Below are 14,082 nucleotides of genomic sequence, written 5' to 3'. Positions count from 1 at the left end.
AGCTTGCGCCCGAAAACCGGCGCCAACACGCAGCCGGGCTTTCGCACGCAGGGGTCGCTTTTGCATGAGGATGGCGATGCCGGCCTGATGACCTTTCTTCGCCGCAGACTCAGGCGCATGTCACGACCTCCCGCAGGGCGGTCAGCACACGTGTGTTCTCCGCAGGCGTGCCGACGGTGATGCGCAGCGCATCGCCGAGGTTCGGGTAGCGACGGATATCGCGCACCACGATGCCGGCGGCGAACAACCGCTGGTAGGCCGCGCCGGCGTCGGTGAAGCGGACGGCCAGGAAGTTCGCGTGCGAAGGCAGCACGTCGCGCACGCCGGGCAACTGGCGCAGCGCGGCCTGCATCCGCGCGCGTTGTTTGCGCACGATGGCGATACGTCCACGCGCATTTGCCTGTCCCCAGCCGGACAAGGCCAGCAGTGCCGCATCCACGCATGGCAGCGGCAACGGATATGGCGCCATGATCCGGCGCAACAGAGCGATCACCTCGGCGTTCGCCAGCAAGCTGCCGATGCGCGCGCCGGCAAGTGCCCAGGCCTTGGACAGCGTACGCAGCACGGCGAGGTTGTCGTAACGGTCGAGCAGGTCGGCCACGCTGCCTTCGTCGGCAAATTCCACATAGGCTTCGTCCACCACCAGCAGGGCATGGCCGGCCAGTGCCTGTGCCAGTCGCTCGACCGCGGAACGTGGCACCAACTGACCGGTGGGATTGTTCGGGGTGCAGATGAAAACCAGCTTCACTCCCGGGGTCACGGCGGCAAGCACGGCGTCCACGTCCAGCGTGGCATCGGCCGCCAGTGGCACCTCGACGAGGGCGGCATCCTGCACCCGCGCGCAGACCGCGTACATGCCGAAGGTCGGCGGTTGGATCAGGATCGCGTCGCGACCGGCGCGGCAAAACGCGCGCACCAGCAGGTCGATCGCCTCGTCGCTACCGCGACCGATCAGCAGTTGCTCGGGGCGGACGCGATACAGCGTTGCCAGCGCCGCAACCAGTGCGGCCGGTTGCGGTTCGGGATAACGGTTGCAGCCGAGGCCGTCGTCACCCACGGGTGTCCATGCGGATTCGTTCGCGTTGAGAAATACCTGCCCGCCGCTGGCCTCCATCCGTGCGGAGGAATACGGCTGCATCGCGCGAATTTCCGGCCGGGCCAGGTCGAGCACGCTCATGACTGTGCCTCCAGTGCATCCAGACGCAAGGTCACCGCGCGGCGATGCGCCTCCAGCTGCTCGGCCGCCGCCAGCGTCGCCGTGCAAGGGCCGATGTGGCGAAGGCCGTCCGCACTGACTTCCTGCACGGTGATCTGCTTCTGGTAACTGGCCACCGACACTCCGCTGTAACTGCGCGCGTAACCGTAGGTCGGCAACACGTGATTGCTGCCGCTGCAATAGTCGCCCACCGATTCGGGCGTCCACTGGCCGAGGAAAATCGAGCCGGCGCTGTCGATGCCGTCGAGCAAGGCGCGTGGCGCGGCCACCTGCAGGATCAGGTGTTCGGGCGCGTAGCGGTTGCTTACTTCCACCGCCTGCGCCAGCGAGTCGACCGCGATCAGCCGGCTCTGTGCCAACGCCTGGCTGGCGATGGCACCGCGCGGTAATTCGGCGCATTGCCGTTCGACTTCGATGGCCGCCTGATCCAGCAGCGCGGCCGACGGGCTCAACAAGATCACTTGCGAATCGGGGCCATGCTCGGCCTGCGACAGCAAATCGGCGGCGACGAACACGGGGTTGGCATCGGCGTCGGCAATCACCAGCACCTCCGACGGCCCGGCCGGCATGTCGATCGCGGCGCCGTCCGGGTCGGACGACACCTGCAGCTTTGCCTCGGTAACCCACGCGTTGCCGGGACCAAACAGTTTGTCGCAAGCGGGCACGGTTTCGGTTCCATAAGCCATCGCGGCGATCGCCTGCGCACCGCCCAGCTTGAACACTTTGTGCACGCTGGTGAAACGTGCGGCGTACAACACCGCCTCGTCACAACGGCCATCGGCGCGCGCAGGCGAGCACAGCACCACCTCGCGACAACCGGCGATCCGCGCCGGCACGCCGAGCATCAAGGCGGTCGAAGGCAACGGCGCGCTACCGGCCGGCACATACAGGCCGACCCGACTGATGGGGCGCAGCATGCGTTCCACCCGCACGCCGGGCGCGGTATCGATGGCAATGGCCTGCGGCGCGGTGGCGCGATGGAACAGCTCGATGCGCGCAGCGGCTTCTCGAATCGCTGCCTTGAGTTTGGAATCGAGCGTCGCCTCGGCGACCTCGAACTCGGCCTCGGTCACCTCGATCGCATCGAGCGTGCAGCGGTCGTATGTTGCACTGAGTTCGCGCAACGCGGTGTCGCCATGTTCGCGCACGGCTGCGACGATCTGCTGAACGCCACGGCGCAATTCATCTGCTCGTGATTGCGCCGGCCGCGCCAGTGCCGCGCGCCGGGCCGTTTCATCCAGTGCATTCCAGTCGAGGCGTCTCATGCAAGCGAGCTCTTCATGCCAACATTTTCTCCACCGGCAGCACGAACATTTCGCGCGCACCGGCTTTCTTGATTTCTTCCAGTTGTCGCCAGCTCACCTCGCCTGCGCACAACGCCTGCAACATCAGCTGGTCCGGCTGACCGGCCACCGGCAGCAGGGTCGGCTGCGGGCCGCCCGGCAACAGCCGGGTCACGGCTTCCAGCGTGTGGCGCGAAGTCTGCAGCAGCAACAGGCGCGACTCGCGCACCTGGATCACGCCGTCGAGTCGCTTCAGCAGCAGCTCCAGCATGTCGCCGCGTTCATCCACCGGCAGGGTCAGCGGACCAGCCAGCACCGCCTCGCTTTGCAGCAGCACATCGGTTTCGCGCAACTGGTTCGCCACCAGCGTGCCGCCGCTCTGCACCAGATCGCAGATGGCATCGGCGGTGCCCAGTTTCGGCGCAATCTCGACCGAACCGGCCAGAGTCACCACGCCGGCCTTCACACCCTGCGCGCGCAGCCACTCGCCGAGCAGGCCGGGATACGAGGTGGCGATGCGGCAGCCTTCCAGCTGTTTCGGTTCGTCGTACTCCAGCTCCTGCGGCACCGCGATGGACAGGCGGCAGCGACCGAAGCCGAGCGGACGCAATTCGCTGAGCGGAGCGGCATCGAGGCCGGCGGTAAGCTGAAACTCGCCCAGCACGTTGCGGCCGACGATGCCGAGGTCGCACACACCCTGCGCGATCAGGCCGGGGATGTCGTCGTCGCGCACCAGCAGCAGGTCGACCGGCTCCCCCTCGCCGAAGCAGAACAGCTTGTCGCGACTTTGCCGGAAAGTGAGGCCGCAGCGGGTCAGCAGATCCAGTGCCGGCTCGGTCAACCGGCCGGACTTCTGCATGGCGATGCGCAGGCGATCGCGCGGCTTCATGCCTTCTTCCTTGCAGCCTGCGTGTGCCGCCGCGCGGCACGTGCAGCCGCCGCCAGATAACCGCCATTGCCTTGGTTGAGATAGCGCGCGACCCGCCCGATCGTGGTGATGCTCACCGCTGTGCGCTCATGGATTTCCCGATACGACACGCCTTCCAGCAGGAATGGCACCACCCGCCAGCGGTCCACCAGCACCTCGAGTTCGGCCGGCGTGCACAGGTCGCCCAGGAACGCGCCCATCTCCTCGACGTTCTTCAGTGACAGCAGCGCCTCGCACAGGCTCTGCTCGGCGGACTCGACAGGTGTTTCGGGATCAAGCGATCGACGCTTCATAATGTATTAACGCATTAACACGATGGATCAATCATACACATCGTGCGGCGGTGCGGCAAATCTGCGCGGGATGCCATTTCGCGGCAGTCCCGTTTCTCGCCATTCCCGAACCCCGGAAACAAAAACCCCCGCCGGGGCGGGGGTCTTGTCAGCCGGATGCGGGCTGGAGTCGACTCAGGCCGACTTCTTCTTCGGCGCGGCCTTCTTGGCAGCGGCCGGCTTGGTCACGGTCGGCTTGGCGCCCACCACGGCCGGCAGCACGCCGTGCGCACGGGTATTGCCATAGCTGCCGCGATAGGTCTTGCCGCGACGGGTCTTGCGATCGCCCTTACCCATGGGAACTCCTTGATTCGTTGGATGAACGGTCTGACATGATAGCAGCGCGGGGGCAAGGCGGCATAGTCAGGGATGGCCGTGGCCGACACAGTCCCGAACCTGGTCCAGGCAGCCATCGTGATCGATCTGCACGGTCACGTGCTGGATATCGAAGCGCTCCAGCAGCACCCGCTTGATCGCCCGCAGGGCTCGTACGCTGTCAGCGGGCTCATTCAACTCGGCGTGCAGGGTCGCCATGCGCGATCCCGATGCCAACTGCCAGACATGCACATGATGAATATCCCGGATCGAGGCGTCGGCATCGCGCAACGAAGCCATCACTTCCGCACTGTCCAGGCCATCGGGCACGCCCTCCAGCAGGATGTGCGCCGACAGTCGCAACAACCGCCAGGCACTGCCAAGGATCAGCAGGGACACCAGCAGGGAAAGCGCCGGATCGGCCCAGAGCCAGCCGAACCAGCGGATCGCCAGCGCCGCCAGCACGGCCGCCAGCGAACCGAGCAAGTCTCCCAGCACGTGCAGGCTGGCGCCGGCCAGATTGACGTCGTCATGCGCATGTCCGTGCAGGGTGCGCAGCACCAGCGCGTTCACCAGCAAGCCGACGATCGCCACCACCAGCATCACCCCGGACAGGATCTCGCCCGGATGCAACAGTCGCAGGACGGCCTCATAGATGATCCAGCCGACCAGCACGAACTGACTCAACGCGTTGACGAAACCGACCAGCACCTCCATGCGGCCGTAGCCATAGCTGCGCCGTGCATCGGCCGGCCTGGTCGCCATCGATGCGCCGACCACCGCCAGCAGCAAGGCCAGTGCGTCAACCATCATGTGACCGGCGTCGGCCAGCAGGGCGAGCGAACCGGACCACAGCCCGCCGACCACCTCGACAATCATCATCGCAAAGGTCAGTACCAGCGCGAACAGCAATTTGCGGCTGCGCCCGTCGCCCGAACCGGCATGCTCGTGCACGTGCGAATGCCCGGTTTGATGGGTATGTGGCTTGCTCATGCGCGCATGCTAGAAACGGCCGCCGCCGTTACACAATCACCAGCGAAAAACACGGGATCGATGTGCAGTGTCAATGCGCGCACTCCGGCCCGTGCACATGACCGTGATGCCTGTCCCGTCGAAGGTTGACGAAATGCGCGGAGGCCAGCAACAGGCCGCCACAGGTCACCAGCACGCTGTGCAGGACAATCGAATAGCCTTCGGCATAGGTGACCCCGAGCAACAGCAGGGCCAGCCCCGGGATCGCCAGCAGCAACGGCAACGGTTGCTGGTGGCGACGAAAGCCGCGGATCAGGGCGATCAGGGCCAGCGCACAGGCGAACAGGACGAAACCGCGCTCGAAACGGTGATCGGCCAGAAATTCCAGACCCACCAGCGGCAACACTGCCAGCACGAACGGCAACAACGCGCAGTGGATCGCGCACAAGAACGACGCCGTCGCACCGATGCGATCGGCTACCTGCCACCAGCGTGATTTGTTTGCCTGCTCGGAATCCATCGACCTGTTCCGGCGCCGCCAAACGTGGCGGCTCTGTGCCCGGTCGGCTTAATGTTACATTATAACATTAAGCGGCGCCATACCCGGGATGTGGCCGTCAGCCCTTGCGGCAATTCTTGCAGGTGCCGTGGACTTCCAGTGTCTGCGCCTGCGGCCGGAAACCCAGCGCCCTGGCCTGTGCCTCGATCAGTTCGGCCACCCGCTCGTCGCAGACTTCCTCCGCGCTGGAGCAGGTATCGCAGATCAGGAACGGTACTTGGTGCGCCTCGGCCGGGTGATGGCAGGAGACGAAGGCATTGATCGATTCCAGTTTGTGGATGAAGCCATTTTCCAGCAGGAAATCGAGCGCCCGATAGACCGTGGGCGGCGCGGCGTTGCCGTGCTTCTCACGCAACTGGTCGAGCAGATCGTAAGCCTTGACCGGCTTGTCCGCCGCCGCGATCAGCTCCAGCACTTCCTTGCGCAACGGGGTCAGGCGCAGGCCGCGCTCCTCGCTGGCATGCTCCACCGCGCGCACGAAACCCTTCGCATCGTGATGATGCGGATGGTGCGCATGCGGGTTGTGGGTGGCATCTTGGTTCAAGCGTCTTCTCCGTGACGGATCATACACTGGGCACTTGCGCGTCAATGGCGTGTATCAGCGCGGCAACGGCGGCGGCTCCTTCGCAGGCTTCGGCTGCGGCCTGAACAAGACCACGATCCAGCCGAACGGCCCCAGCACCCAGGCCCAGGCGATGCCTTCCAGCAATCGCCCGCGCCACCAGCCAAGCAAGGCGCCAACCGCGACAAACAGCAGGTTCCACCAGAACATGGCTGCCCACGGCACCATATTCAACAGGTTGAAGAACACGTGGAAGAACGCGCCCGGGGCGTCCATGTCGACGCCGTGGGTAGCCTTGGCCAGCAGTTCATCCATGTCGGTTCAGCGCGTCAGCGACATGGCGCGGAGATCAGCTTCGCGCCAGCGTGATCGCGGCGTCGACCCGCCTGAGCGCTTCGTCGCGACCAGTCAGGTAGATGGTGTGCTCGATCGACGGCGAAACCTGGGTGCCGGTCATCGCCACCCGCAGCGGCTGGGCGATCTTGCCCATGCCCAGTTCCAGCCTGGCGGCGACCTGCTCGATCACCAGGTGGATCGGCCCGGGTTTCCATTCACATTCGGTCAACAGCGATTTCGCCGCCTCGAGCACGGCCGGCGCGCTGTCGTTCTTCAGATGCTTGGCGACGGCCTTGTCGTCCCACTCGGCGATCGGGCCGTACCAGATCTTCGCGCGCTCGACCATTTCCTTCAGCGTGTGCACGCGGTCGCGCAGCGCCACGATGACGTCGACCGGCGCCGGACCGTGCGAGGCGTCGATGCCGGCACGCTCGAGAAGCCATGCGAACTCGGCAGCGAACGACTGCGGCTCGTCGGTCTTCAGATAATGCTGGTTGAGCCAGGCCAGTTTCTCGGTATCGAAGCGTGAGGCGGCCTTGTTGACGTCGGCGATATCGAACAGCGCGATCATTTCCTCGCGCGAGAAGATCTCCTGGTCGCCGTGCGACCAGCCCAGCCGCACCAGGTAATTCAGGATCGCATGCGGCAGGAAGCCGTCGGCGCGGTAATCCATCACGCTGACCGAGTTGGTGCGCTTGGACAGCTTCTTGCCCTCCTTGTCCAGGATCATCGGCAGGTGCGCAAACTCCGGCACCTTCGCGCCCAGCGCAAGATAGATGTTGATCTGCCGCGGCGTGTTGTTGACGTGGTCGTCACCGCGGATCACCTCGGTGATGCCCATGTCGATGTCGTCGACCACCACGGCGAAGTTGTAGGTCGGCCAGCCATCGGAGCGGAAGATCACCAGATCGTCCAGCTCGCTGTTGGCCCATTCGATGCGGCCCTTCACCTTGTCGTCGAACACCACCGAACCTTCACCGGGATTGCGGAAGCGGATCACCCGGTTCGGGTCGTCGCGGCAGGGCTCGTTGCGGTCGCGATAGTAGCCGTTATATCGCGGCTTCTCGCCATTGGCCATCGCCACTTCGCGCATGGCCTCGATTTCCGCCTTGCTCTCGTAGGCGTAGTAAGCCTTGCCGGCGGCGACCAGTTCGTCGGCGACCTGTTTGTACCGCTCCAGCCGATGGGTCTGGAAGAACGGACCTTCGTCGGCATCCAGACCCAGCCAATGCATGGCGTCGAGGATCGCCTGCACCGCCGCCTCGGTGGAACGCTCGCGGTCGGTGTCCTCGATGCGCAGGATGAATTCACCGCCGCGACGACGCGATTCCAGCCAGCAATACAGCGCGGTGCGCGCCCCACCGATGTGCAGGAAACCGGTGGGACTGGGAGCGAAGCGGGTGCGTACGGTCATCGGAATCTTCGGAAGGCGTCAGACTCCGTATTTTAGCCGAACACTTCCCCAACCATGTATTCAGCGAGCATCCTTGCATTCCCAACCGCTGCACACATACGTATTGGGCTCGCCGAACCCGCTACCTAATAGCGTTGCTTGCCACGGCCCTCCCAATGGCACGGCATGGATCGCCGCCCGGTCATCGCCGAAATTGATCCTGGGCCCCTCCTTCGTGTCCGGCTGCGCACTCACCAAGACGTATTTGACGGTGAACAGCGGATGGTGAGGACTAGCCGAAGGAATGGCGGAAACACCGGCACCGGGGTCCTGCTGCTCCTGCTGCAAGGATAAGGCAGACCCCGTCGTGGCCAGCGACATGGACAAGGCAAACGCAAGAATCCGCAGCTTCATCATGACATTCCTCCCGGAAGGACCCGGCGGATCGCAATCTATCTACTTCACATGGATGGTGATTTTCTTCGACACCAGCGCCGGGTCGAACGGCACATGGTTCCGGTCGCCAAGTTCCAGTTGCAAAGTGTGCGTGCCGGGCGTCAGTTTCAGCGTGGTCTGGGTCTGGCCACCACCGAAATGGATGTGGTTGGCGTCGTTGGGAATCGGCTGGCCAGCGGCAGGCAGGTCCTTCACGTCCACCAGCAGGTGGTGATGACCGGTGTGCTCCTTGGTCACACCCGCCGGCGCCACGCCCATGCCCTTGAGGCCAAAGCGCACGGTGACATCACGACCGACCGTGGCGCCGTCGCTGGGCGAGATGATGTAGACGTCGGCGCCGCTGGGGGCCTTGGTGAGCGGCAAACCGGGTGCATCGACAGCCATCGCGGTACCGGTCAGTGCGGTGAGGGCAAGTGCAAGCAGGATGCGTTTCATCGTCGATCTCCAGCCTTGGTGACAGTGACGGCCAGTGTAAGCGCAGTGTCATCGCCAAAGGAACCGCACGCAGCTGCGGGCGCCGTCACCATGGCGTCATGCACTCGCCATGGCGACGCAACGCAATATCGCCAAGCTGGGTCAAGCCAGCCAAGGGTAGTGTCATGCGCATCGGCATCGTCAGCGAAACCTATCCGCCGGAAATCAACGGCGTTGCCCTGACCGTCCACAGCCTCGCGGCCGGTCTTGCTGCGCATGGCCACGACATCGACCTGATCCGTCCACGCCAATCGCAGCCACAGCAGGCCGAGCCCGGTATCGATGTACTCGAAGTACGCGGCGGCGCCCTGCCGCGCTATCCCGGGTTGCGCTTCGGCTTGCCCGCCGGTCGCACGCTGCGCCAGCACTGGTCGCAGCAACGACCCGACGCCGTCTACGTCGCCACCGAGGGTCCGCTGGGCTGGTCGGCGATGCGCGCAGCGCGGCGTATGGGGATTCCTCTCAGCAGCGGTTTTCATACCCGTTTCGACAGCTACGCCGACCATTACGGCGTCGGCCTGCTCACACCACTCGTACGCGGTTATCTGCGCCGCTTTCACCAGCGTGCGGCCGCCACCCTGGTGCCCACCGACGCGCTGGCGCAGGAACTGCACGACATGGGCATATCCAATGCACGCCTGCTGCGCCGCGCCGTGGACACCCAACTGTTTCATCCTTCGCGGCGCGATGACGACCTGCGCGCCGCATGGGGCGTCGATGCCGCCACGCCCGTCGTGCTGTACGTCGGTCGCATCGCACCGGAGAAGAACCTCGAACTGGCCATACAGGCATTCCGCGCCATTCAACGGCGCGTGCCGGGGGCGCGTTATGTCTGGGTGGGCGACGGTCCCGCCCGCGCCGCGCTGGAAGCCGCCCATCCGGACTTCATCTACGCCGGTGTACAACGTGGCGAAGCGCTGGCTCGGCACTATGCAAGCGCCGATCTGTTCCCCTTCCCCAGCCTCAGCGAAACCTTCGGCAACGTGATCATCGAGGCGCTGGCCACGGGCGTGCCCGTGGTTGCCTATGCCGAAGGCGCGGCTCGTGAGCACCTGGTCGATGGCGTCAACGGATACTGCATCGCGTCAGGCAACGCATCGGCATTCGTCGATGCGGCCGCCAGGCTGGCGGGCAATCCGGCGTTGATCCGACACATGGGGCGTGCAGCCCATGCCGGCGTGGCCGGCCTGTCACCGGACGCCGTGATCCGCGATTTCGAAACGCTGTTGCGCGAAATGGCCGAGGAGAATCTGCATGAAGATGCCACCAACGTCGTCCACGCCTGAGCTTTCGCTCGGACCAGGTTTCGCACTGGATCGCCGGGTGTGCGTGATCGCCAATCGCTGGGGTACCCGTCGCATGGTGGGCCTGTTCTTCAGCACGATCAGCCGGCTTGGCGACGGCGTGTTCTGGTACACGCTGATGGCCGTGCTGGCGCTGCTGGGTGGCCGGCATGGCATCGCCGCTGCCGCGCACATGGCGACTACCGGACTGGCCGCGCTGCTGCTGTATCGCCTGCTGAAACGCTGGACGCGCCGGCCGCGCCCGTATCGCGCCTGCCCTGGCGTGATTGCCCACGTACCACCGCTGGACGAGTTCAGCTTTCCTTCGGGGCATACCTTGCAGGCGGTGAGTTTCACCGTCGTGGCGCTGGCCTGGTATCCGCCACTGGCACCTCTGCTGCTGGGCTTCACGGCGCTGGTTGCCGCGTCGCGGGTCATTCTCGGATTGCATTATCCCAGCGATGTGCTCGCCGCCATCGCGATCGGCGGAGGCCTTGGCACCGTGTCGCTGTGGTTGCTGCCGCCACTGGCGTGAGTCCATCGACTGGCCAGTATTTACGCAGCCTGTCAGCAGTTCCTTTGCGCTCAATCAGATAGCGTACTTGTCCACAGGCTTTACCGCAGGTGCTCCACAATCGCTGTGGAGAACTTCGCGATGACCCATCGCAACTGGGCAAAAAATCGACATCGTGTGCCAAGTGATTGTCGCCAAAGGTCGGCACCGATGTTGTCCACAGGCTTGTACAGAAGGCGCACACAGTGGCTGTGGAAAACTGCCGTGCCAATCGGCGCTGCGCACGGAAACATGTTGCGCAATCCATGATCAGCACGTAGCAAGTACCTGATGCAAAAGCCGGGAACGCGGCTTGTCCACAGGCTTTACCGGAACACTTCCACAGCCGCTGTGGAAAACCCGTTCATGAAAAAGACGATGCCGCCCGAAGGCGGCATCGCATCACGACAAACGTTTCGTGTGCTCAGGCTGCGCGCGGTGCCTTCATCAGGATGCCGAACAGGTCAGCGAGCTTGTCGCGCATTTCGCGGCGGTCGACGATCAGGTCGATCGCACCGTGCTCGACCAGAAACTCCGAGCGCTGGAAACCTTCCGGCAGGGTCTCGCGCACGGTCTGCTCGATCACGCGAGGGCCCGCGAAGCCGATCAGCGCCTTGGGCTCGCCGATGTTGATGTCGCCCAGCATGGCCAGGCTGGCAGAAACGCCGCCGGTGGTGGGATTGGTCAGCACACTGATGTACGGCACGCCGGCGTCGCGCAAACGCGCCAGAGTGGCTGAAGTCTTGGCCATCTGCATCAGCGAGAACAGTGCTTCCTGCATGCGCGCACCACCGGTGGCGGAGAAGCACACCAGGGCGCTCTTGTCCGCCAGCGCGCGTTCGGCGGCGCGCGCGAATTTCTCGCCGACCACCGAACCCATCGAGCCGCCCATGTAGGCAAACTCGAACGCCACCGCCATCAACGGACGGCCCTTGAGCTTGCCGCTCATGGCGACCATCGCGTCCTTCTCGCCCAGCTTCTTCTGGGTGGCGACGATGCGGTCGCGGTACTTCTTGGTGTCGCGGAATTTCAACGGATCGGTGGGCTCCAGGCTGGCCCATTGTTCCTGGGCGGAACCTTCGTCCAGCAGCGTCTCGAGACGCATGCGCGCACTGATGTAGTGATGGTGGCCGCACTTGGGGCAGACCATCAGGTTGCGTTCCAGCTCCGGCTTGTACAACACGGTGCCGCAACCGCTGCACTTTTCCCATACACCTTCGGGCACCGAACCTTTACCGCCGTTCGTGCTCTGCGGGCGGGTGCGCGGGTTCATGATTTTTTGCAGCCAATTCATCGCATCACCTGACTATTCGTGAGCGCGCCATTTTCTGGCGGCGCCGGCTCTCAATTTCAATGCGCTCAATGCGCATCGAGTGCGGCGCGGATGGGTGCGAGAAACGCGCGGGTCCGCACGGCAATGTCTTCGGCATCCGATGCCCCGGCCAGCCGTTCGACCAGCGCGCTGCCGATCACCACCGCATCGGCAAAACCGGCAATCGCCTTGGCGCTCGCCGCATTGCGAATGCCGAAGCCCACTGCCACCGGTGCCTTCGCGTGCGCACGGATATCGGCCACGCGCGCGGCGATGTCACCGGTACTCAAGTGTGCCGCGCCGGTAATGCCGGCAAACGAGACATAGTACAGGAAACCCTCGGCGGAACCGCACAGCTGAGCCATACGCGAGGGTTCGGTGGTCGGCGCGGCAAGCAGGATCTGCTGCAGTCCGGCGTCACGCAGCGGCTGCAGGACAGCCGATTCTTCCAGCGGGCAATCGACCAGCAGCACGCCGTCGACCCCGGCCTGCACGGCCTCCTGCGCGAAGCGCGCGTAGCCGTGGATCTCGACCGGATTCAGGTAACCCATCAGCACGATCGGCGTATCCGCGTCACGCTGGCGGAACGCCGCGACCCAGCCCAGCACGTCGGCCAGGCCCACGCCCTTGGCGATCGCCCGCTCACTGGCATGCTGGATCACCGGACCATCGGCCATCGGATCGGAAAACGGCACACCCAGCTCGATCAGGTCGGCGCCAGCGTCGACCAGTGCATGCATCAACGCCACCATGTGCTGCGGCGACGGATCGCCCGCGGTGACGAACGGGATGAGGCCGGTGCGAGCGGCAGCCTTCAGCGCGACGAAGCGACGGTCGATGCGGCTCATACCTCGACTCCTTCGCGTGCGGCGATCGTGTGCACGTCCTTGTCGCCACGACCGGACAGATTGCACAACACGATGCCATCTTTCGGATAGTCGCGCGCCAACTTGATCGCCTGTGCCACGGCGTGGCTGGATTCCAGCGCGGCCAGAATGCCTTCGGTGCGTGCCAGCAGGTGGAACGCTTCCAGCGCCTCGTCGTCGGTGATGCCGACGTAATCGGCGCGACCGGTGTCCTTCAGGAACGCATGCTCGGGACCGACGCCGGGATAGTCGAGACCGGCCGACACCGAATGCGTCTCGGTGATCTGGCCATTGTCGTCGCACAACACGTAGGTGCGGTTGCCGTGCAGTACGCCGGGCCGGCCGGCGGCCAGCGAAGCGGCGTGATGACCCGTCGCAATGCCCTCGCCCGCCGCCTCGGCGCCCACGATGCGCACGTCGGCATCGTTGAGAAAGGCATGAAACAGTCCGATCGCGTTGGAACCGCCGCCCACGCAGGCGGTCAGCACGTCCGGCAGGCGGCCATACTGTTCCAGCATCTGGGCGCGCGCCTCGCGGCCCACGATCGCATTGAAATCGCGCACCATCAGCGGGTACGGATGCGGGCCGGCCACCGTGCCGATGATGTAGAAGGTATCGGCCACGTTGGTGACCCAGTCGCGCATCGCCTCGTTCAACGCGTCCTTCAGCGTCTTCGAGCCGGAAGTCACCGGCACCACTTCGGCGCCAAGCAGCTTCATGCGATAGACATTGATCTTCTGCCGTTCGATGTCCACCGCGCCCATGTAGACGACGCACTTCAGACCCAGCCGCGCCGCCACCGTGGCGCTGGCCACGCCGTGCTGGCCGGCACCGGTCTCGGCGATGATGCGGGTCTTGCCCATGTTGCGCGCCACCAGCGCCTGGCCGACCGTGTTGTTGATCTTGTGCGCGCCGGTGTGGTTCAGATCCTCGCGCTTGAGCAGGATGCGTGCGCCACCGACATGCTGCGACAGGCGCTCGGCGTGATAGATCGGGCTGGGCCGGCCCACGTAATGTTTCAGGTCGCGGTCGAGCTCGGCGATGAACGCGGGGTCTTCGCGCAGGCGCAGGTAGGCTTCGGTCAGTTCCGCCAGGGGCGCCATCAGGGTTTCGGCGACGTAGCTGCCGCCGTAGTCGCCGAAACGGCCATGCGCGTCGGGGTAAGCGTTGTAGTCCGCAATCTTGCTCATGTACTCACTCAAATGGTGTACAGGACCACACGAGGTGCGCTCCTGCCGGCGA

17 protein-coding genes are annotated in these 14,082 nt (G+C 64.8%); 2 read left to right on the top strand and 15 right to left on the bottom strand.

Translation table 11 applies throughout. The annotated features are described in order from the left end of the window. Positions 1-109 precede the first annotated feature (109 nt). The 12 genes from hisC to ACPPVV_RS06825 form a co-directional block, all read right to left on the bottom strand. On the bottom strand, positions 110-1,177 hold the full coding sequence (gene hisC, locus ACPPVV_RS06880; protein ID WP_426702719.1) for a histidinol-phosphate transaminase: 1,068 nt from the start codon (positions 1,175-1,177) through the stop codon (positions 110-112). Continuing rightward, positions 1,174-2,481, bottom strand: a complete 1,308-nt coding sequence (gene hisD, locus ACPPVV_RS06875; RefSeq protein WP_426702718.1) for a histidinol dehydrogenase — start codon at positions 2,479-2,481, stop codon at positions 1,174-1,176. The genes hisC and hisD overlap by 4 nt, the downstream gene beginning before the upstream one ends. Before the next feature lie 13 nt (positions 2,482-2,494). Next, complete coding sequence (gene hisG / locus ACPPVV_RS06870) at positions 2,495-3,388, bottom strand: ATP phosphoribosyltransferase (RefSeq protein WP_426702717.1); 894 nt, start codon at positions 3,386-3,388, stop codon at positions 2,495-2,497. Next, a complete protein-coding gene (locus ACPPVV_RS06865) occupies positions 3,385-3,720 on the bottom strand; it encodes a YerC/YecD family TrpR-related protein (protein ID WP_426702716.1) in 336 nt (111 codons plus the stop codon). The genes hisG and ACPPVV_RS06865 overlap by 4 nt, the downstream gene beginning before the upstream one ends. A gap of 174 nt (positions 3,721-3,894) precedes the next feature. After that, a complete protein-coding gene (locus ACPPVV_RS06860) occupies positions 3,895-4,056 on the bottom strand; it encodes a 30S ribosomal protein THX (protein WP_015447337.1) in 162 nt (53 codons plus the stop codon). 66 nt (positions 4,057-4,122) lie between these two features. Continuing rightward, the gene (locus tag ACPPVV_RS06855) at positions 4,123-5,067 is read right to left on the bottom strand and encodes a cation diffusion facilitator family transporter (RefSeq protein ID WP_426702715.1); all 945 of its coding nucleotides are present in this window, start codon (positions 5,065-5,067) and stop codon (positions 4,123-4,125) included. A 70-nt stretch (positions 5,068-5,137) separates the two neighbouring features. Then, a complete protein-coding gene (locus ACPPVV_RS06850; RefSeq protein WP_426702714.1) occupies positions 5,138-5,566 on the bottom strand; it encodes a MerC domain-containing protein in 429 nt (142 codons plus the stop codon). Positions 5,567-5,663: 97 nt separating this feature from the next. After that, positions 5,664-6,149, bottom strand: a complete 486-nt coding sequence (locus tag ACPPVV_RS06845) for a transcriptional repressor (RefSeq protein ID WP_426702713.1) — start codon at positions 6,147-6,149, stop codon at positions 5,664-5,666. A gap of 54 nt (positions 6,150-6,203) precedes the next feature. Beyond that, positions 6,204-6,482 (bottom strand): hypothetical protein, encoded by a 279-nt coding sequence (locus ACPPVV_RS06840; RefSeq protein ID WP_426702712.1) that lies wholly within the window; start codon positions 6,480-6,482, stop codon positions 6,204-6,206. Between the two features lie 34 nt (positions 6,483-6,516). Continuing rightward, positions 6,517-7,917 carry a glutamate--tRNA ligase gene (gene gltX, locus ACPPVV_RS06835; RefSeq protein WP_426702711.1) on the bottom strand — a complete coding sequence of 467 codons (1,401 nt, stop codon included), beginning with the start codon at positions 7,915-7,917 and terminating at the stop codon, positions 6,517-6,519. Positions 7,918-7,977: 60 nt separating this feature from the next. Then, the gene (locus tag ACPPVV_RS06830) at positions 7,978-8,313 is read right to left on the bottom strand and encodes a hypothetical protein (RefSeq protein ID WP_426702710.1); all 336 of its coding nucleotides are present in this window, start codon (positions 8,311-8,313) and stop codon (positions 7,978-7,980) included. A 39-nt stretch (positions 8,314-8,352) separates the two neighbouring features. Further along, positions 8,353-8,787, bottom strand: a complete 435-nt coding sequence (locus ACPPVV_RS06825) for a DUF4399 domain-containing protein (protein ID WP_426702709.1) — start codon at positions 8,785-8,787, stop codon at positions 8,353-8,355. 164 nt (positions 8,788-8,951) lie between these two features. On the opposite strand from ACPPVV_RS06825, the gene ACPPVV_RS06820 reads away from it, so the two are divergent. Together ACPPVV_RS06820 and ACPPVV_RS06815 are read left to right on the top strand one after the other, a co-directional pair. Next, positions 8,952-10,112 (top strand): glycosyltransferase family 4 protein, encoded by a 1,161-nt coding sequence (locus ACPPVV_RS06820; protein ID WP_426702708.1) that lies wholly within the window; start codon positions 8,952-8,954, stop codon positions 10,110-10,112. Continuing rightward, positions 10,081-10,644 (top strand): phosphatase PAP2 family protein, encoded by a 564-nt coding sequence (locus ACPPVV_RS06815; protein WP_426702707.1) that lies wholly within the window; start codon positions 10,081-10,083, stop codon positions 10,642-10,644. The genes ACPPVV_RS06820 and ACPPVV_RS06815 overlap by 32 nt, the downstream gene beginning before the upstream one ends. 442 nt (positions 10,645-11,086) lie before the next feature. Here the strand turns inward: ACPPVV_RS06815 and accD are convergent, their stop codons facing one another. The 3 genes from accD to trpB form a co-directional block, all read right to left on the bottom strand. Further along, complete coding sequence (accD, locus tag ACPPVV_RS06810; RefSeq protein WP_426702706.1) at positions 11,087-11,956, bottom strand: acetyl-CoA carboxylase, carboxyltransferase subunit beta; 870 nt, start codon at positions 11,954-11,956, stop codon at positions 11,087-11,089. Positions 11,957-12,021: 65 nt separating this feature from the next. Continuing rightward, positions 12,022-12,822, bottom strand: a complete 801-nt coding sequence (gene trpA, locus ACPPVV_RS06805) for a tryptophan synthase subunit alpha (RefSeq protein WP_426702705.1) — start codon at positions 12,820-12,822, stop codon at positions 12,022-12,024. Next, complete coding sequence (gene trpB / locus ACPPVV_RS06800) at positions 12,819-14,030, bottom strand: tryptophan synthase subunit beta (RefSeq protein ID WP_426702704.1); 1,212 nt, start codon at positions 14,028-14,030, stop codon at positions 12,819-12,821. Before trpB ends, trpA begins: the two co-directional genes overlap by 4 nt. Positions 14,031-14,082: the final 52 nt, after the last annotated feature.

It is taken from the genome of Rhodanobacter sp. Col0626, from assembly GCF_049994385.1.
Lineage (GTDB): Bacteria > Pseudomonadota > Gammaproteobacteria > Xanthomonadales > Rhodanobacteraceae > Rhodanobacter.
This window is presented reverse-complemented; position numbering and strand designations above follow the sequence as displayed.